The organism is Variovorax sp. 10N412, from assembly GCF_056394985.1.
Genome location: NZ_JBFTIO010000001.1, coordinates 453,280 through 470,901, shown reverse-complemented (window position 1 = coordinate 470,901; position 17,622 = coordinate 453,280). Strand labels below are relative to the sequence as shown.

Below are 17,622 nucleotides of genomic sequence, written 5' to 3'. Positions count from 1 at the left end.
TCAGTAGTTGAGCCGCTCGGGCCGCAGCTCCTGCAGGATCGTCGTCGCGATTTCCTCGATCGACTTGGTGGTGGTCGACAGCCAGCGGATGCCGCCGCGCCGCATCATCGCCTCGGCCTCGCTCACTTCGTGGCGGCAGTTCTCCAGGCTGGCGTAGCGCGAGTTGGGCCGGCGCTCGTTGCGGATCTCGCTGAGCCGCTCGGGCTGGATGGTCAGGCCGAACATCTTCTTGCGGTGCGGGGTGAGGGCGGGCGGCAACTGGCGGCGGTCGAAGTCTTCCGGAATCAGCGGGTAGTTGGCCGCCTTCAGGCCGTGCTGCATGGCCAGGTAGAGCGAGGTCGGCGTCTTGCCGCTGCGGCTCACGCCCACAAGAATGACGTCGGCGCCTTCCAGGTCGCGGTTGCTCTGGCCGTCGTCGTGCTGCAGGCTGAAGTCGATCGCGGCGATGCGGTCGTTGTATTCCTTGCTTTTGCTCACGTCGCTGAAGCGGCCGATGCGGTGGTTCGACTTCATGGCCAGCTCGATTTCCAGCGGCCGCACGAAGGTGCCGAACATGTCCAGCAGCATGCCCTTGCAGCCGGTCTCGATCACTTCCAGCACGTCCATGTTGGCCAGCGTGGTGAAGACGATGGGGCGCACGCCCTCGAGTTCGGCCGTGTGGTTGATGTGGCGCACCGCCTGGTGGGCCTTGTCGACCGTGTCGGTGAAAGGCAGGCGCACATGGCGCGGCTTCATCTCGAACTGGGCGAGAACGGCGTTGCCGAAGGTCTCCGCCGTGATGCCGGTGCCGTCGGAAATGAAGAAAACAGTGCGTGTATGCATGGTGTTGCTCTTGCGGCCTTGTCCTGCGGCGCGCGCGACCTTGCCACGCCTACAATTCGGGCCATTATCGGGAATCCGCTTTCCCAGTCCCCCATTTTTTCCATGCACGCCGCGCCCGCACCCAAAGCAACGACAACGATCGTGCCGCGCCGTCTGCATGCGGCACCGGTTTCAACTTCTGGAGCTTCCCCATGTCTGCACTTTTCGACGCGACCGCCCTGGTCGTACCGTTTGAAAACCTGAGAATGACCGACGTCGAGGCGGTTGGCGGCAAGAACGCCAGCCTCGGCGAAATGATCTCGCAGCTGCCGCAGGGCGTGCGTGTGCCCACCGGTTTCGCGACCACGGCGCACGCATTCCGCCAGTTCCTGGCCCACGACGGCCTGGCCGACAAGATCAGCAAGCGCCTGGCCGCACTCGACACCGAGGACGTGCGCGCGCTGGCCACCGCGGGCGCGGAGATCCGCGCCATGGTCGAAAACCAGCCGTTTCCGGCCGACCTGCAGAAAGCCATCGGCGAAGCCTTTGCCACGCTGAGTGCCGGCAACCCCGAGGCGTCGTTTGCCGTGCGTTCTTCAGCCACCGCCGAAGATTTGCCCGACGCGTCGTTCGCGGGCCAGCAGGAAACCTTCCTGAACGTGGTCGGCATCGAGGACGTGCTGCACAAGATGAAGGAGGTGTTCGCCTCCCTCTACAACGACCGCGCCATCAGCTACCGCGTGCACAAGGGCTTCGAGCACGACGTGGTCGCGCTGTCGGCCGGCGTGCAGCGCATGGTGCGCTCCGACCTCGGCGCCGCCGGCGTCATGTTCACCATCGACACCGAGTCGGGCTTCGACCAGGTGGTGTTCATCACCTCGAGCTACGGCCTGGGCGAGACGGTGGTGCAGGGCGCCGTGAACCCCGACGAGTTCTACGTGCACAAGCCGACGCTGCGCGCCGGAAAGCGCGCCGTCATCCGCCGCAACCTGGGCTCCAAGCTCATCCAGATGGAGTTCGCCACCCCTGAAGAGAAGAAGGCGAGCGGCAAGCTGGTGAAGACCACCGACGTCAAGGCCGAGCAGCGCAACCGCTACTCGCTGAGCGACGCCGACGTCGAGCAACTGGCCAAGTACGCGCTGGTCATCGAAGAACATTACGGCCGTCCGATGGACATCGAGTGGGGCAAGGACGGCACCGACGGCCTGCTCTACATCCTGCAGGCGCGCCCCGAAACCGTGAAGAGCCAGCAGCAGGGCAAGGCCGAGCAGCGCTACAAGCTGCTGGGCAAGGGCGCAGTGCTCGCCGAAGGCCGTGCCATCGGCCAGAAGATCGGCACCGGCCCCGTGCGCCTGGTGCACAGCATCAGCGAAATGGACAAGGTCCAGGCCGGCGACGTGCTCGTCACCGACATGACCGACCCCAACTGGGAACCGGTGATGAAGCGCGCGGCCGCCATCGTCACCAACCGCGGCGGGCGCACCTGCCACGCGGCCATCATCGCGCGCGAGCTCGGCATTCCGGCCGTGGTCGGCTGCGGCGACGCGACCGACCTGCTGAAGGACGGCACGCTGGTCACCGTGAGCTGCGCCGAAGGCGACACCGGCTTCATCTACGACGGCCTTCTCGAAACCGAAGTGACCGAGGTGCAGCGCGGCGTGATGCCCGAGATCGACATCAAGCTGATGATGAACGTGGGCAACCCGCAGCTGGCCTTCGACTTCGCGCAATTGCCGAACCACGGCGTGGGCCTGGCCCGCCTGGAGTTCATCATCAACAACAACATCGGCGTGCACCCGAAGGCCATCCTGGACTATCCGAACGTCGACAACGACCTGAAGAAGGCCGTGGAGTCGGTGGCCCGCGGCCATGCGTCGCCGCGCGCGTTCTACGTCGACAAGGTGGCCGAGGGCATCGCGACCATTGCCGCCGCGTTCTGGCCCAAGCCGGTCATCGTGCGTCTGTCGGACTTCAAGTCGAACGAGTACCGCAAGCTCATTGGCGGCAGCCGCTACGAGCCGGAGGAAGAAAACCCGATGCTGGGCTTCCGCGGTGCCGCGCGATACCTGAGCGCCGACTTTGGCGAGGCCTTCGCCATGGAGTGCGAAGCTCTGAAGCGCGTGCGCAACGACATGGGCCTGGTCAACGTGCAGATCATGGTGCCCTTCGTGCGCACCCTGGGCCAGGCGGAGCGCGTGACCGGCCTGCTCGGCGAGCACGGCCTGAAGCGCGGCGAGAACGAACTCAAGCTGATCATGATGTGCGAGGTGCCGAGCAACGCCATCCTGGCCGACGAGTTCCTGCAGTTCTTCGACGGCTTCTCGATCGGTTCGAACGACCTGACCCAGCTCACGCTGGGCCTGGATCGCGACTCCGGCCTGGAATTGCTGGCGGCCGACTTCGACGAGCGCGACCCGGCGGTAAAAGCCCTGCTGAGCCGTGTCATCAAGTCCTGCAAGGCGCAGGGCAAGTACGTCGGCATCTGCGGACAGGGCCCCAGCGACCACCCGGACTTTGCGCTGTGGCTGGCCGATGAAGGCATCGAGTCGATCTCGCTGAACCCCGACAGCGTGATCGACACCTGGCAGCAGCTCGCCAAGCGCTGAGGCCACGAATGGCGGAAATCCCCATCGGGGGATTCCCGCTGTCAGTGGGCGTTTTTGAAACAAATTGCGTAATTGATGCCAGACTTGCGAGATTCACGGGCGCATCCCGGAAGGGAAGACCACCATGATTCTTGTGAAGACGCAAACCGGCCATCAGGCCTTGAAAGACCGCTCGGTCACGCTGTCGCCGCGGCAGCGCTCGGCGTTCATTCTTTTCGACGGCAAGCGCTCGCTCGACGACGTGCTGGCCGCCGGCATGGGCATTGCGCGCGAGGACATCGACCACTTGGTCGAACTCGGCATGTTGGCGCCTGTTGCCGGCGCCTCCGGGGTGCCCGCTGGCGCGGTTTCCCAGTCGGGTCCCGTGGTGGCACCGGCCGTCTCCGGGCGCAGCAACCAGCAGCGCTACAAGGACGCCTATCCCATCGCCACGCAACTCACCGGCAGCCTGGGCCTGATGGGTTTCCGGCTGAACCTGCAGGTCGAGGGCACCGCGAGCTACGAGGACCTGGTCGCGCTGGTGCCGAAGATCCGCGCGGCGGTCGGCGCCGAGAAGGCTGCGCCGCTGGACAAGGCGCTCAACGACTGAGCGCCTTGCCGGCATGCGCATTCCAGGGCTATAATCGTGGGCTTTCCCTTGCCACACTGCGCCGGACGCTGCAGGTGGCTTTTTTCTCTTCTTCGGAAGAATCCACAAGGAGTGCCATGCGTCACTACGAAATCATTTTGCTGATCCACCCGGATCAGAGCGAACAAGTTCCGGCCATGCTGGAGCGCTACAAGGGCCTGATCACGGCCGGCGGCGGCAAGATCCACCGCGTCGAAGACTGGGGCCGCCGTCAGTTGGCTTACCAGATCAACAAGCTCAACAAGGCGCACTACCTGTGCGTCAACATCGAAGCTGAGCAAACCGTGATGGGCGAACTCGAGCACGCGTTCAAGTTCAACGACGCCGTGCTGCGCCACCTGACCGTTCAGAAGAAGAAGGCCGACACCGGTCCTTCGTCGATGATGAAGACGGTAGAGCGCGAAGAAGCCCGCAAGGCTCAGCAGGCCGAATACGCCGCCAACAACAACTGATGGTGTGAGTGCCGCCGCTGCGGCAACAGGGGTCAATCAGCTGTTGCTGACTGCCTCGGTTGCCGAACTCGGAGCTCTGCGATACACACCAGCCGGCTTGCCCGCCATCGACCTGAAGCTCGAACACGAGTCGACGCTCCAGGAGGCGGGAAAGCCCAGGCAGGTGAAGGCGGCCCTCAAGGCCGTTGCCTTCGGCGCCATCGCCGAACGGCTCGCAAGGCAGTCCATGGGGAGTCTCTGGCGTTTCCAGGGGTTTCTCGCGACACCGGGCAACGGCAAGCATCCGGTCCTGCATGTGCAGGACTTCCAGCAAGATTAATTTTTCGAGAGGTCCATCATGGCCACGTTCAAGAAATTCAACAAAGACAAGCGCCCCAAGCGCAACACCCAGTCGCTGCTGTTCAAGCGCAAGCGCTTCTGCCGCTTCACCGTCGCTGGCGTCGAAGAAATCGACTACAAGGACATCGACACGCTGCGTGACTTCATCAGCGAAAACGGCAAGATCATTCCCGCACGCCTGACCGGCACGCGCGCGATCTACCAACGCCAGCTGAACACCGCCATCAAGCGCGCGCGCTTCCTGGCCATGGTGCCGTACAGCGACCAGCACCGCGTCTAAGGAGCCCAGACCATGCAAATCATTCTTCTGGACAAGGTTGTCAACGTCGGTGCCCTGGGCGATATCGTCAAGGTCAAGGACGGCTACGCACGCAACTTCCTGATCCCGACGGGCCTGGCCCGCCGCGCGACCGCCTCCAACAAGGCCGAATTCGAAGCCAAGCGCGCCGAACTCGAAAAGGCTGCGGCCGCCAAGCTGGCCGAGTCGCAAGCCCAAGGCGAAAAGCTCGGTGGCACGACCATCAAGCTGACGCAAAAGGCCGGCGTCGACGGTCGCCTGTTCGGTTCGGTCACCAACGGCGATATCGCCGAAGAGCTGAACAAGCAAGGCTACAAGGTTGTCAAGGCGCAAGTGCGCCTGCCCAACGGCCCGATCAAGGTTGTTGGCGACAGCACGGTGAGCGTTTCGCTGCACACCGACGTGGTGGTCGACATCAACGTGACGGTCTACGGCGAAACCGCCTGATCGTTCACAGCGCGTGAGCGCTGCAGCAAAAGCCGCCTTCGGGCGGCTTTTCTTTTTGTGCGTCGGAGTTGTTCAGCCGATTGCACCGGAAGATCACCGTTTATTCACAACCTTGTCCACACACGCGGGTGCGTGCGCGGCTTAGCATGCAGGGTTGCAAGGGAAGTCCATGTCCGCCGTTTTCTCCTATGCCGACAATGACCCGTCGGCCGACCGCCAAGTTGCCAAGCTGCGCATTCCGCCTCATTCCATCGAGGCCGAATCGAGCGTGCTCGGCGGCCTGCTGCTCGACAACGGCGCCTGGGACCGCATGGGCGACCTGCTGGTCGACGGCGACTTCTACCGGCACGAGCACAAGCTGATCTACGCCGCCGTCGGCGGGTTGATCAATGCCAGCAAGCCGGCCGACGTGATCACTGTCTACGAGCAGTTGCAGAACATCGGCAAGGCCGACGAGATCGGCGGGCTGGTCTACCTGAACTCGCTGGCGCAGTACGTGCCCAGTGCGAGCAACATCCGGCGCTATGCGGAGATCGTGCGCGAGCGTTCGATCCTGCGCAAGCTGGTGTCGGCCGCCGACGAGATCGCGACCAACGCGTTCAATCCGCAGGGCAAGGCGGTCGACAAGATCCTGGACGAAGCCGAGCAGAAGATCTTCAACATCGGCGAAGAAGGCACGCGGATGAAGCAGGGCTTCCAGAGCATGGATGCCCTGGTGGTCGAACTGCTCGACCGCGTGACGGAGATGGCCGAGAACCCGAATGACGTCACCGGCGTGCGCACCGGCTTCCACGACTTCGACAAGATGACCTCGGGCCTGCAGCCGGGCGACATGATCGTGCTGGCCGCGCGTCCGTCGATGGGGAAGACCTCGCTCGCGATCAACATCGCCGAGCACGTGGCGCTCGAGGAAGGGCTGCCGGTGGCGGTGTTCTCGATGGAAATGGGCGCCTCGCAGCTGGCGGTGCGTATCGTGGGTTCGATCGGCCGCATCGACCAGGGTCACCTGCGCACCGGCAAGCTCAGCGACGAAGAGTGGCCGCGCCTGACCGAAGCCATCGAGAAGCTGCGCACCGTGTCGCTGCACATCGACGAGACGCCGGGCCTGTCGACCAGCGAGTTGCGCGCCAACGCGCGCAGGCTCGCGCGCCAGTACGGGCGCCTCGGCCTGATCGTGGTCGACTACCTGCAGCTTATGTCGACCAGCAGTTCGGGCGACGAGAACCGCGCCACGGCCGTGGGCGAAATCTCGCGCGGCCTGAAGATGCTGGCCAAGGAACTGAAGTGCCCGGTGATCGCGCTGTCGCAGCTCAGCCGGGGTGTGGAAAGCCGCACCGACAAGCGCCCCATGATGAGCGACTTGCGCGAGTCCGGCGCCATCGAGCAGGACGCGGACATCATCATGTTCATCTACCGCGACGACTACTACAACAAGGAGTCGAAGGAGCCGGGCGTGGCCGAGGTGATCATCAGCAAGCACCGAAACGGCCCGACCGGCACCATCAAGCTGGCCTTCCTGAAGCCGATCACCAAGTTCGAGAACCTGGTCGGCTACAGCAACAGCGACCAGTACTGAGCGGGCTCAGCCGACGCTGCTGCCCGACCATGGCGGGGCGCTCGGCGGCTTGAGCGGCACGATCTTTCCCTGCGAGGTCTCTGCCTTCAACTGCCGCAGCATGTCGGCCAGCGTCTTGCCAGGCTCGTCTCGAAAGCGCTCGGGCAGCACGTCGATCGCATCCATGCGGTCGACGCGAAAGCCGCGAAAGTCGTTGCGCAGCTCGCACCAGGTCGACAGCGTCCACACCTTGCCCCAATAGAAGCAGCCGAGCGGACGCACGGTGCGCTCGCTGGCATCGCCCGACACATCGCGGTAGTGCAGCCGAAGCTTGTTGTGCGACTGCACGGCTTCGCGCAGCGCCTGCAGCCGCGCACGCAGGGCATCGTCCAGGCCCATGGCCGGCGCGTAGAGCGCCAGCGCCTCCGCGGAGACGCGCGCGGCCGGCGGCAGCACCGAGAGGATCTTTCCCAGCCCGCTCTCGATGTCGCGCGCCAGCGCCGGGTCGACCCAGCTCTGCGCAAGCCGCGCCGCAGCCACGAGCGCCGAGGCCTCGTCCTGCGTGAACATCAGCGGCGGCAGCTCGAACCCCGCGCCGAGCCGGTAACCCACGCCGGCTTCGCCCTCGATGGGAACGCCCTGGTGCTGCAGGTCGGCCACGTCGCGGTACACCGTGCGCTCGGACACCTCCAGGCGCTGCGCCAGGAAGGCGGCCGTGGTGAGCCGGCGCCCTCGGATGAGCTGCACGAGCTGGAAGAGGCGGTCGGCGCGGCGCATCAGCGTGTGCCTGTGAATTCGAATTCGCCGTCGGTCTTCGTGGTGCTCATGAAACTCCGATGTGGATCGCGACCTTGTCCGGTCCTTCATAGGCTTCGAAATCGCTGCGGTAGCTGCGCGCGATGTCCGGGTGCGTCTGGAAATAGTGCCAGATGCGCTGCCAGGTGGCGATCACCATCTGCGGCATTTCGCCCTGGCCGGTGAACACGAGGTAGTCGCCGGCCTCGACGGCCACGCTGTTCGCACCATCGGAAACGGCCACGCCCGCCGTCACGTCGAACGCGCCCTGCGCGTCCGATTCGTAGGCCGAGTAGACGCTGTAGATCCGGGTGTCCCGGGTGCGGTGCGGTGTGGATGCATACGTCTCCTCGCCGAAGAAGCGCCGCCACAGCGCCCCTAGACGGGCCGTGTCCGGGGCATTCTCCTCGCGGTTGGTGGTGCGAACCGTGATGCCTGCAACCTGGAAGGCGTCTTGGTGGTAGCGGGTCGGTTCCATCTTTTCTTTGTTTCTTTCTTTCTCACAGTGCGAGCATCTTCAGGTCGGCTTTCATGGCCTGGGCGATCAGTTGCATGTCGGCATCCGTGATGTCGAACATGCCGAAGCGAAACTTGTAGCCCCATTGCTTCGGGCTCTCGATGAACGCGAGGCGCTCGATCAGCGGTGCGATGGGCGCCTCGTGCGACGCCGCATAGGCCACGTCGCGGCGCCACGGCACGAAGCCGTTGCCCACGTCGAATTCGTACGGCATGCCGGGCTGCACGATACCGATCGACACGAAGCTCTGCAGCTTGTCCGTGCCGCTGAACACCGTGGCCGGCGAATAGTAGGCCACGCGGTCGCCCGCTGAAAGCCGCTTGAGCGGTGCCTGCTTGCCGTGGCCGACCTGCATGAAGCCGAGCGGGCGGTGGTCGCGGCCGCGCCGCGCATGCTCGGCGCTGGCCACGGCGATCCAGTTGCGTTGCGCCATGGCCGTTCAGTCCAGCGCGTGCAGGCCGACTTCGTTGCCTTCGGTGTCGCGCATGTGGGCGATGAAGCCCATGCCCGGCGGCAACGCGGACTTCGGTGCCACGATGTGCCCACCGGCCGCTTCGACGCGCGCGAGCACGGCGTCGATGCTGGGCATGCAGTCCAGGTAGATGCGGATGCTGCTGCCGGCGCGCGCTGTTGCGCTGGCACCGGCCTGCAGGGCGCCGCCGGTGGCGGGTGCTTCGTAGGGAAACACGGCCAGCGCGTCGCCGCCGAAGTCTTCGCGGCGCAGCCTGCGGGCGAGCACGGTTTCGTAGAAGGCCTGTGCGCGGTCCAGGTCGGTGACCGGAATCTCGAACCAGCTGATGGCGTTCTTGTGCATGGAGGACTCTCTTTCGTTGCTGTTGAAGGAGCCTCGATGGTGCGATCCGCCTCCTGACAGCGTCTTGTCAGTAGCCTGTCGCCGCAGGCGAAAAAAAGCCCGCGGCGCTCCGGGGAGCGTGCGCGGGCCTTGTCGGCGTCGAGGCCGGCGACTTAGAGCACGTCGCTCGCGAAGTCAGCCAGGCGCGAGCGTTCGCCGCGCGCCAGCGTGATGTGCCCGCCGTGCGGCCACCCCTTGAACTTGTCGACCGCGAAGGTCAGGCCCGAGGAGCCTTCCGTCAGGTAGGGCGTGTCGATCTGTGCCAGGTTGCCCATGCAGATGATCTTGGTGCCCGGGCCTGCGCGCGTGATCAGCGTCTTCATCTGCTTGGGCGTCAGGTTCTGCGCCTCGTCGATGATCACGTACTTGTTCAGGAAGGTGCGCCCGCGCATGAAGTTCATGCTCTTGACCTTGATGCGGCTGCGGATCAGCTCGTTGGTGGCCGCGCGGCCCCATTCGCCGGCACCGCCGCCGTCGCCCTTGGCCAGGAACTCGAGGTTGTCGTCGAGCGCGCCCATCCACGGACCCATCTTTTCTTCTTCGGTGCCGGGCAGGAAACCGATGTCCTCGCCCACGCTCACCGTCGCGCGGGTCATGATGATCTCGGTGTAGCGGCGGTCGTCCAGCACCTGCGTGAGGCCGGAGGCCAGCGCCATCAGGGTCTTGCCGGTGCCGGCCGTGCCGGTCAGCGTGACGAAGTCGATATCCGGGTCCATCAGCAGGTTCATCGCGAAGTTCTGCTCGCGGTTGCGCGTGTTCACGCCCCACACCGCGTTCTTGCCCGAGCTGTAGTCCTTGAGCGTCTTGAGCACCGCGGTCTTGTCGCGGATCTCGGTGACGCGTGCGTACATGCTCGGCTCGCCCGGCGCCTCGAAGAAGACGAACTGGTTGATGTACAGGTTGGGCACGATCGGACCGCTGATCCGGTAGAACGTGTTGCTGCCGCTCTGCCAGCTTTCGACCGTCTTGCTCTGGCGCGTCCAGAAGTCGGGCGGCAGGGCAAGCGAACCGGCATAGAGCAGGTCGCCGTCTTCCAGCGTCTTGTCGTTCTGGTAGTCGTCGGCAGCCAGGCCCAGCGCGCGGGCCTTGACGCGCATGTTGATGTCCTTCGACACCAGCACCACTTCCTGCTTTGGCCTGCCTGGGCGGTCCTTGGCGTACTCGTCGCGCAGCGCGTGCACCACGCCGAGGATCTGGTTGTCGGCCTTGCCCTGGGGCAGGCTGATCGGCAGCGAGTAGTCGAGCGGGGCGGTCTGGAAGAACAGCCGGCCGCCCGCTTCACGGTGGCCGGTGGTGTCGAGCTTCAGACCCTTGTCGATGTCTGCATCTTGTGCACCGGCCAGCGCGTCGAGGGTGCGGCTGGTCTGGCGGCCGTTGCGCGCGACCTCGGTGGTGCCTTTCTTGTGGCCGTCGAGCTCTTCGAGCACGATCATCGGCAGGAAGATGTCGTGCTCCTCGAAGCGGAACAGGCACATCGGGTCGTGCAGCAGCACGTTGGTGTCGAGCACGAACAGCTTGGCAGGGCCGGTGGATTTGCTGCGCTTGGGGCGTGCCGGTGCTTGCGGTGCCGCGGCCGGTGCCTGAATCACGGGAGCCGCCGTGGGGACTCGGGTCTCGACCTGGATGGCGGCGGGCGGCTGCTGCGGCGCGGCGACGGGGACAGGCGCGGAGACCGGTTTCGATTTGGCGCGGCGGGGAGGGCGTGCGCCTTCGCTGCCGCCGCCGCCTTCCTTGCCGAGGTTGTCGAACAGTTCCAGCGGCTGCGGTCCGCTCTGCTCGGAGGCTTCGGCGCGCGAATCGCCAGCGCGGCGCGAACCCCTGTGCGAGGGCCGTGCGGGCGCATCGATCGCGTCCGGCGAGAGCAATGCAGCGCGTTTCGTGGGGGCGGGAGGCAATGGCATGTGTCAGGTCGCTCGCAGAAAATGGGAACCAGAAAACGAAAAAGCCGCCTGTAGACCAAGGCGGCTTTGTTCGGGGGATGCGGTCGTGGAGCTCAACGGCATGAAGCCATTATGCACACCCCGGATGACGCGTCGAAGGCTCTTTACGCGCCGCGTGGGGCATTCCCCACGTCGTGACGCAAAAGGGCTGCCAGCGCCTTGTGCAATGCTCAGGCGGCCTTCTTGAGGGCCTTGACGGCCTTGAGCACGTCGTCGACATGGCCCGGCACCTTGAGTCCGCGCCATTCGGCCTTCAAGATGCCGTCAGCGCCGATCAGGAAGGTGCTGCGCTCGATGCCCTTGACCTTCTTGCCGTACATGATCTTGTTCTTGACCACGCCGAACATGTGGCACATTTTTTCTTCGGTGTCGGCAATGAGCTCGAAAGGGAGTTCGAGCTTCGCCTTGAACTCGTCATGCGACTTCATGTTGTCGCGCGACACGCCGAAGACCGTGGCGCCTGCCTTTTCGAAGTCCTTGTAACGGTCGCGGAATTGCATCGCTTCGGTCGTGCAGCCCGGAGTGTTATCTTTCGGGTAAAAGTACATGACCAGCACGTGGCCGAGATGCGAAGTATTCGAGACCTTCAGGCCGCCCGTGGCGTTGGCGTCGAATTCAGGAATGGGTTTGTTGACAACGATCGCCATGAAACTTGTTTTCTCCGTTAGATTCAGTCCTTCGAGCCCTCTCGAACCGTTTTCAGACGGTGCTTGCTCGAAGAATGAAGGATTGGTCGTTGCTAACTTTGGGGTAGCGGGCCGGTTCGCAACCTAGTATTTTACCCCGAAAACGCCTGCCTCAGCCGCCCGCCGGACTCTCGACGAGCAGAGCGGCGATGACGTGCCTGCCTTCGCCGGCCAGGATGTTGTAGGTTCGGCAGGCCGCCGCCGTGTCCATGGTCTCCACGCCGGTGCGTTGCGCCATCAGGGGCTGCAGCCAGGCGGGTTGGGGAAAGCGGATGCGGTTTCCGCTGCCGAAGATGATCAATTCGGCACCCAGCGACGCCAGCCGCGCGAAATGTTCGGCGCCGATCTGGTCGAAGCTCGAACAATTCCATTCGAACCGCTCGCCGTGCGAGCCGACCACGACGCTGCCCTCGACCTTTTCATTGTTGATGGCCACCCATCCGGGGCCATGTGCGGTGAGGGATTGGGCGTCGGATTTGTCGGGCTGGAGCTTCATCGGTGCACTGGGAACTGTGGTCAAATTATAGGTTTTCCCCAGTGTCACGAGGCCCGCAAGGGCTTTTTTCGGAGCCAGCCAGCTGGCGGCAACTCCGAGCAAGCAACCCGTTAACCCGCGCCCGGGAGGGCCCTTTGAAGCAGCTCAAGAAATCGGCCAAGCTGGCCAACGTTCTCTACGACATCCGCGGGCCCATCATGGACGCCGCCAAGCAGATGGAAGAGGACGGCCAGAAGATCATCAAGCTCAACATCGGCAACCTCGCCGTGTTCGGCTTCGATGCCCCCGAGGAAATCCAGCAGGACATGATCCGCAACCTGCCGAACTCGGCCGGTTACTCCGACAGCAAGGGGGTCTTCGCCGCGCGCAAGGCGGTGATGCACGAGACGCAGAAGCAGGGCATCGCGGGCGTCACCCTGGACGACATCTACCTGGGCAACGGCGCCAGCGAGCTGATCGCCATGTCCACCAACGCGCTGCTCGACGACGGCGACGAGCTGCTGCTGCCGGCGCCCGACTACCCGCTGTGGACCGCCTCCACGAGCCTGTCGGGCGGCACCCCGGTGCACTACCTCTGCGACGAGGCCAACGGCTGGATGCCCGACCTCGACGACATCCGCGCCAAGATCACGCCGCGCACCAAGGGCATCGTGGTCATCAACCCGAACAACCCGACCGGTGCGCTGTATTCCGACGCGCTGCTCAAGAGCATCGTGGCCATCGCGCGCGAGCACGGCCTGGTGATCTTCGCCGACGAGGTCTACGACAAGGTGCTGTACGACGGCGTCAAGCACACCGCCATCGCCAGCCTGTCGAGCGACGTGCTCACGCTGACCTTCAATTCCCTTTCCAAGAGCTACCGTTCCTGCGGCTACCGCGCCGGCTGGCTCGTGGTGTCGGGCGACAAGCGCAGCGCGCAGGACTACATCGAGGGCCTGAACATGCTCTCGAACATGCGCCTGTGCGCCAACGTGCCCGGCCAGTGGGCCATCCAGACGGCGCTGGGCGGTTACCAGAGCATCAACGACCTGGTGTGCGACGGCGGGCGCCTGCGCCGCCAGCGCGACCTGGCCTACGAGCTGATCACCGCCATCCCCGGCGTGAGCTGCGTCAAGCCCAGCGCCGCGCTCTACATGTTTCCCAAGCTCGACCCCGAGGTCTACCCGATCGAGGACGACCGCCAGTTCTTCCTCGAGCTGCTGAAGGAAACCCGCGTGATGCTGGTGCAGGGCACCGGCTTCAACTGGGCCACCCCGGACCACTTCCGCATCGTGTTCCTGCCCCACGAGGACGACCTGCGCGAGGCCATCAACCGCATCGCGAAGTTCCTTGAGCAGTACCGCTTGCGCCGCAAGACGGGCTCATGAGATCCGCTTGCGTCGCTGCCGCGCTGTCGCTTGCCGCATGGGCTGCCGCGGCGGCCGACAAGGAGCCTGTTTCCTTCTCGCACAACGACTGGGAACTGGCCTGCGACAACACGCGCACCTGCCGTGCCGCCGGTTACCAGCTGGACGGCGGGGAAGGGGAACTGGTGTCGATGCTCATCACCCGCAAGGCGGGGCCCGGCACCGCAGTGGGCATCGAACTGCAGATCGGCGGTGAAGACGACGTCAAGGGCCCGGTGCGCCTCAAGGTCGGCAAGGCCACGGTACCTGGTCTGGACGGCGGCTCCGCCAGCCTTGACGACAGCCAGGTTCGCACGGTGCTCCCCGAGCTCCTGAAGAGCGACGATGCCACGCTTGCTGCCGGCAGCAGGAAGTGGACGCTGTCGCTGGCCGGCCTCAACGCCGTGCTGCTCAAGATGGACGAAGCCCAGGGCCGCATCGGCACGCCGGGCGCGCTGGTGCGCCGCGGCAGCAGGGCTGAACAGTCGGTGCTGCCTGCGCTACCGGTGCCTGTCGTCAACGCGGTCAAGCCCGCCAAGGCGCGCCCTGGCGACGACGCCCTGGCGGCGCGCATCTTCCCTTCTCTCAAGTTGAGCGAAGCCGATGGCCCGTGCAACAGCATGGACGGGGTGCAGGCCAAATCGTTTCAGATCCATCGCCTGACCGACAGCAAGATCCTGCTGTCGCTGGAGTGCAGCGTGGGTGCCTACAACTCCACCAGCCAGCTCTGGATCGCCAACGACAAGCCGCCCTATGCGCCATCGGCCCTCGAGGCCAACGGCGATTTCGACGACAAGGACGCCAGCGTGTCCTCGGTCATGAAGGTCCGCGGCGTCGGCGACTGCGTGGCGACCGAAACCTGGCACTACAACGGCCGCGACTTCGTGCGCACCGGCGCAACGATCGACCGCATGTGCCGTGGCTTCCCCGGCGGCGCCTGGAACCTGCCCCGCTACGTCAGCCGCGTCGTGAGCGCACCGTCCGCCACCCCATCCAAACCATGAACGCCATGAGCGCGACTTTCCCAATGAATCCCATCCAAGTAGGCCTGCTCGGCGCAGGCACGGTCGGCAGCGGCACCTTCAAGGTGCTCCAGCGCAACCAGGAAGAAATCAAGCGCCGCGCCGGCCGCGGCATCGAGATCACCATGGTGGCCGACCTCGACACCGCCCGCGCCCGCGAAGTGGCCGGCGAAGGCGTCAAGGTGGTGGCCGATGCGCGCGAAGTCATCGCCAACCCCGACATCGACATCGTCATCGAGCTGATCGGCGGCTACGGCGTCGCCAAGCAGCTGGTGCTCGAAGCCATTGCGGCCGGCAAGCACGTGGTCACCGCCAACAAGGCACTGCTCGCGGTGCACGGCACCGAGATCTTCGCGGCCGCGCATGCCAAGGGCGTGATGGTGGCTTTCGAAGCGGCGGTGGCCGGTGGCATTCCGATCATCAAGGCGCTGCGCGAAGGCCTCACGGCCAACAGCATCCAGTGGCTGGCCGGCATCATCAACGGCACCACCAACTTCATCCTGTCCGAGATGCGCGACAAGGGCCTGGACTTCGCGACCGTGCTGAAGGAAGCCCAGCGCCTGGGCTACGCCGAAGCCGACCCGACCTTCGACATCGAAGGCGTGGACGCCGGCCACAAGGTCACGCTGATGAGCGCCATCGCCTTCGGCATTCCGGTGCAGTTCGACAAGGCCCACATCGAGGGCATCACCAAGCTCGCCGCGCAGGACATCAAGTACGCCGAACAGCTCGGCTACCGCATCAAGCTCTTGGGCATCACCAAGCGCACCGCCCAGGGCATCGAGCTGCGTGTGCATCCGTCGCTGGTGCCGTCCAAGCGGCTGCTGGCCAACGTCGAAGGCGCGATGAACGCGGTGGTGGTGCACGGCGACGCCGTGGGCACCACGCTGTACTACGGCAAGGGCGCCGGCAGCGAGCCGACGGCCAGCGCCGTGATTGCCGACCTGGTCGACATCACCCGACTGCACACCGCCGACACCGCGCACCGTGTGCCGCACCTGGCCTTCCATCCCGACGCCATGAGCGACCTCAAGGTGCTGCCGATGACCGAGGTGGTCACCAGCTACTACCTGCGCCTGCGCGTGGCCGACCAGGCCGGCGTGCTCGCCAAGGTGACGGGCCTGCTGGCCACCGCCGGCATCAGCATCGACGCGGTGCTGCAGCGCGAAGCCGACGAAGTGGGCGGCGAAGGCTCCACGCAGACCGACCTCATCATCCTCACGCACGACGCGCGCGAAGGCACCGTCAACGACGTGCTGGCCGAGCTGCAGGCACTGCCCACGGTGCTGGAGCCCATTGTTCGCATCCGCAAGGAAGAGCTGTCCTGAGGGGCAGCCTGCGAACTTCATCCATCGAACATTGAACCGGTACAACAGGACCATCGTGTGAACTACCTGAGCACCCGCGGCCACCCCGACCGCAAGCGCTTTTGCGAAATCCTCCTCGAAGGCCTCGCGCCCGACGGCGGCCTCTACCTGCCGGCGCACTATCCGCAGGTCGACACCGCCACGCTCGCCCAATGGCGCGCGCTGCCCTATGCCGAGCTGGCCTTCGAGATCCTCTCGCTCTACATCGACGACATTCCGCCGGCCGACCTGAAGGCGATCTGTGCGAAGACCTACACCGCCGAGGTGTTCGGCTCCGACGAGATCGTGCCGCTGCGCGAGCTCGAGGACGGCGTGTACCTCGAAGCCCTGTCCAACGGCCCCACGCTGGCCTTCAAGGACATGGCGATGCAGCTGCTGGGCAACCTGTTCGAGTACGAACTGGCGCGCCGCGGCGCGGAGCTCAACATCCTGGGCGCGACCAGCGGCGATACCGGCAGCGCGGCCGAGTACGCGATGCGCGGCAAGAAGGGCGTGCGCGTCTTCATGACCTCGCCCGACGGCCGCATGAGCCCGTTCCAGCAGGCGCAGATGTTCAGCCTGCAGGACGAAAACATCCACAACATCGCCATCACCGGCGTGTTCGACGACTGCCAGGACATCGTGAAGGCGGTGTCCAACGACCTGGGCTTCAAGCGCAAGTACCGCATCGGCACGGTCAATTCGATCAACTGGGCGCGGCTGCTGGCGCAGGTCGTCTACTACTTCGCGGGCTATTTCCAGGCCACGGCGAGCAACGACAAGCCGGTGAGCTTCACCGTGCCCTCGGGCAACTTCGGCAACGTCTGCGCGGGCCACGTGGCGCGCATGATGGGCCTGCCGATCCAGACGCTGGTGGTCGCCACCAACGAGAACGACGTGCTCGACGAGTTCTTCCGCACCGGCATCTACCGCGTGCGCGGCGCTGTCGACACGCACGAAACATCGAGTCCGTCGATGGACATCAGCAAGGCCAGCAACTTCGAGCGCTTCGTGTTCGACCTGGTGGGCCGCGACGCCGCCCGGCTGCGCCAGCTGTTCGTGGAAGATCTGGGCCTGCAAGGCAGCTTCGACCTGAGCGCCGACCCGGCGTTCAAGCAGGCCGCCGAGCGCTTCGGCTTCAAGAGCGGCCGCAGCACGCACGCCGACCGCCTGGCGACCATCCGCGATACCGAGAAACGCTTTGCCACGCTGGTCGATCCGCACACCGCCGACGGCCTGAAGGCCGCGCGCGAGCAGCTCGCACCCGGCGTGCCGATGGTGGTGCTCGAAACCGCGTTGCCGATCAAGTTCGCCGCCACGCTGGTCGAGGCGCTGGGCGAGGAGCCCGAGCGGCCGAAGCGGTTCGAGGGCATCGAGGCGCTGCCCAAGCGCGTCGTCAAGCTGCCGGCCGACGCCGAGGCCGTGAAGGCCTACATCGCACAGAACTGTGATTGAT

General features: G+C 65.2%; 19 protein-coding genes. 11 read left to right on the top strand and 8 right to left on the bottom strand.

Going from position 1 to position 17,622, the window contains the following annotated elements; translation table 11 throughout:
- Complete coding sequence (gene ppsR, locus AC1DJH_RS02425) at positions 1–822, bottom strand: posphoenolpyruvate synthetase regulatory kinase/phosphorylase PpsR (protein ID WP_435435628.1); 822 nt, start codon at positions 820–822, stop codon at positions 1–3.
- Positions 823–1,013: 191 nt separating this feature from the next.
- Between ppsR and ppsA the strand changes: the two genes are divergently transcribed.
- The 7 genes from ppsA to dnaB all read left to right on the top strand — a co-directional run bounded on the left by ppsA (position 1,014) and on the right by dnaB (position 7,147).
- On the top strand, positions 1,014–3,407 hold the full coding sequence (gene ppsA / locus AC1DJH_RS02420; RefSeq protein WP_472123096.1) for a phosphoenolpyruvate synthase: 2,394 nt from the start codon (positions 1,014–1,016) through the stop codon (positions 3,405–3,407).
- A gap of 124 nt (positions 3,408–3,531) precedes the next feature.
- Complete coding sequence (locus tag AC1DJH_RS02415) at positions 3,532–3,996, top strand: hypothetical protein (RefSeq protein WP_472123099.1); 465 nt, start codon at positions 3,532–3,534, stop codon at positions 3,994–3,996.
- 116 nt (positions 3,997–4,112) lie between these two features.
- Positions 4,113–4,487 (top strand): 30S ribosomal protein S6, encoded by a 375-nt coding sequence (rpsF, locus tag AC1DJH_RS02410; RefSeq protein ID WP_124458694.1) that lies wholly within the window; start codon positions 4,113–4,115, stop codon positions 4,485–4,487.
- 4 nt (positions 4,488–4,491) lie between these two features.
- Positions 4,492–4,806: a primosomal replication protein N gene (gene priB / locus AC1DJH_RS02405; RefSeq protein WP_435435631.1), complete on the top strand. Its 315-nt coding sequence runs from the start codon at positions 4,492–4,494 to the stop codon at positions 4,804–4,806.
- Between the two features lie 18 nt (positions 4,807–4,824).
- Positions 4,825–5,106 carry a 30S ribosomal protein S18 gene (rpsR, locus tag AC1DJH_RS02400; RefSeq protein ID WP_007830781.1) on the top strand — a complete coding sequence of 94 codons (282 nt, stop codon included), beginning with the start codon at positions 4,825–4,827 and terminating at the stop codon, positions 5,104–5,106.
- 12 nt (positions 5,107–5,118) lie between these two features.
- Entirely contained in the window at positions 5,119–5,571 is a 453-nt protein-coding gene (gene rplI / locus AC1DJH_RS02395; protein WP_472123102.1) for a 50S ribosomal protein L9, read from the top strand.
- 169 nt (positions 5,572–5,740) lie between these two features.
- Positions 5,741–7,147, top strand: a complete 1,407-nt coding sequence (gene dnaB / locus AC1DJH_RS02390; RefSeq protein WP_435483385.1) for a replicative DNA helicase — start codon at positions 5,741–5,743, stop codon at positions 7,145–7,147.
- Between the two features lie 6 nt (positions 7,148–7,153).
- Here the strand turns inward: dnaB and AC1DJH_RS02385 are convergent, their stop codons facing one another.
- The 7 genes from AC1DJH_RS02385 to AC1DJH_RS02355 form a co-directional block, all read right to left on the bottom strand.
- Positions 7,154–7,903 carry a helix-turn-helix transcriptional regulator gene (locus tag AC1DJH_RS02385; protein ID WP_472123106.1) on the bottom strand — a complete coding sequence of 250 codons (750 nt, stop codon included), beginning with the start codon at positions 7,901–7,903 and terminating at the stop codon, positions 7,154–7,156.
- 46 nt (positions 7,904–7,949) lie between these two features.
- Positions 7,950–8,399, bottom strand: a complete 450-nt coding sequence (locus AC1DJH_RS02380; protein ID WP_478184599.1) for a GyrI-like domain-containing protein — start codon at positions 8,397–8,399, stop codon at positions 7,950–7,952.
- A gap of 22 nt (positions 8,400–8,421) precedes the next feature.
- Positions 8,422–8,871 carry an EVE domain-containing protein gene (locus tag AC1DJH_RS02375; RefSeq protein ID WP_478184598.1) on the bottom strand — a complete coding sequence of 150 codons (450 nt, stop codon included), beginning with the start codon at positions 8,869–8,871 and terminating at the stop codon, positions 8,422–8,424.
- 6 nt (positions 8,872–8,877) lie between these two features.
- Positions 8,878–9,252: a VOC family protein gene (locus tag AC1DJH_RS02370; protein ID WP_478184597.1), complete on the bottom strand. Its 375-nt coding sequence runs from the start codon at positions 9,250–9,252 to the stop codon at positions 8,878–8,880.
- Between the two features lie 152 nt (positions 9,253–9,404).
- Entirely contained in the window at positions 9,405–11,192 is a 1,788-nt protein-coding gene (locus AC1DJH_RS02365; protein WP_478184596.1) for a PhoH family protein, read from the bottom strand.
- 209 nt (positions 11,193–11,401) lie between these two features.
- Positions 11,402–11,878: a peroxiredoxin gene (locus AC1DJH_RS02360; protein ID WP_007830801.1), complete on the bottom strand. Its 477-nt coding sequence runs from the start codon at positions 11,876–11,878 to the stop codon at positions 11,402–11,404.
- Between the two features lie 151 nt (positions 11,879–12,029).
- Entirely contained in the window at positions 12,030–12,413 is a 384-nt protein-coding gene (locus tag AC1DJH_RS02355) for an Mth938-like domain-containing protein (RefSeq protein WP_478184595.1), read from the bottom strand.
- A gap of 134 nt (positions 12,414–12,547) precedes the next feature.
- Here AC1DJH_RS02355 and AC1DJH_RS02350 point away from each other — a divergent pair, with 134 nt between their 5' ends.
- From AC1DJH_RS02350 to thrC, 4 genes are read left to right on the top strand one after another with little or no spacing between them, the layout of a single operon-like run.
- Positions 12,548–13,780: a pyridoxal phosphate-dependent aminotransferase gene (locus AC1DJH_RS02350; protein ID WP_472123120.1), complete on the top strand. Its 1,233-nt coding sequence runs from the start codon at positions 12,548–12,550 to the stop codon at positions 13,778–13,780.
- Complete coding sequence (locus AC1DJH_RS02345) at positions 13,777–14,802, top strand: DUF1176 domain-containing protein (RefSeq protein WP_478184594.1); 1,026 nt, start codon at positions 13,777–13,779, stop codon at positions 14,800–14,802. The genes AC1DJH_RS02350 and AC1DJH_RS02345 overlap by 4 nt, the downstream gene beginning before the upstream one ends.
- Before the next feature lie 23 nt (positions 14,803–14,825).
- Positions 14,826–16,148, top strand: coding sequence for a homoserine dehydrogenase (locus AC1DJH_RS02340; RefSeq protein ID WP_478184593.1), 1,323 nt, complete (start codon positions 14,826–14,828; stop codon positions 16,146–16,148).
- 57 nt (positions 16,149–16,205) lie between these two features.
- Entirely contained in the window at positions 16,206–17,621 is a 1,416-nt protein-coding gene (thrC, locus tag AC1DJH_RS02335; RefSeq protein ID WP_435493341.1) for a threonine synthase, read from the top strand.
- The last annotated feature ends 1 nt before the right edge of the window (position 17,622 follow it).